This window comes from Sphingobacterium olei, from assembly GCF_005048855.1.
GTDB classification, from domain to species: Bacteria; Bacteroidota; Bacteroidia; order Sphingobacteriales; family Sphingobacteriaceae; genus Sphingobacterium; species Sphingobacterium olei.
On the sequence record NZ_SUME01000024.1, the window covers coordinates 1 to 965 of the forward strand.

The window sequence follows — 965 nt, forward strand, 5'->3', positions numbered from 1 at the left end:
GATTCAGAGATGAAACGTAATCCTGAAGCCTGGATGCTTGATTTTTCAAAAGCGCCGAAATGGAACTACTGTCACGGATTAGTGTCGCAATCGATATTACAAACTTACGATAAGACTGGAGAGCGCAAATACTACGCGTATATTTATGATTATGTAGACACCATGATCAATGAAAGCGGTGATATATTGGGGTATAAGCCACAAGAATACAATATAGACCGTGTAAATACCGGGAAAATTTTGTTTCCTATTCTAGCAAAAACAGGAGAAAAGCGCTTTAAAATCGCCTTGGATCACCAACGCGAACAAATGCGTACGCACCCTCGGACGAAGGAAGGAAGTTTTTGGCATAAAAAAGTATATCCACATCAAGTCTGGCTAGATGGACTGTATATGGCGGGACCCTTCTTGGCCCAATATGCAGAAAAAAACAATGAAACCGACTTGTTTGATGACGTAGCATTGCAGATCGTAGATGTACGAAAAAACTTGTATGATCCCAAGACAGGTTTATATTATCACGGCTGGGACGAAAGTAAATCACAGCGTTGGGCCGATCCTAAGACAGGACTTTCGCCTAATTTTTGGTCTAGAAGTATTGGCTGGTACATGATGTCTATCGTAGATGTTTTGGATTTCTTACCGGAGACGCATCCCGATAGACCCGAAATTTTAAAAATTCTACAAGAGCTGGCATCATCTCTGGAGAAATTTAGAGATCCCCATACCGGCATGTGGTATCAGGTAACCAACATGCAAGATCGAGAAGGGAATTACCAGGAATCTACAGGCTCTATTATGTTTATTTATGCGTGGATCAAAGGTGCTCAAAAAGGATATTTAGACCAAAGCTTCCTAAGGAAAGGAGAGGAAGCTTATGAACAATTTATCCAACATTTTACCAAGACAGAAAAGGACGGAACTTGGAGTATAACGAGCTGCTGCTCCGTGGCGGGATTAGGTGG

1 protein-coding gene is annotated in these 965 nt (G+C 41.7%); it reads left to right on the forward strand.

Going from position 1 to position 965, the window contains the following annotated elements; translation table 11 throughout:
• Positions 1–9: 9 nt before the first annotated feature.
• On the forward strand, positions 10–965 hold a 956-nt coding region (locus FAZ15_RS22375; protein WP_238387351.1), incomplete at its 3' end, for a glycoside hydrolase family 88/105 protein.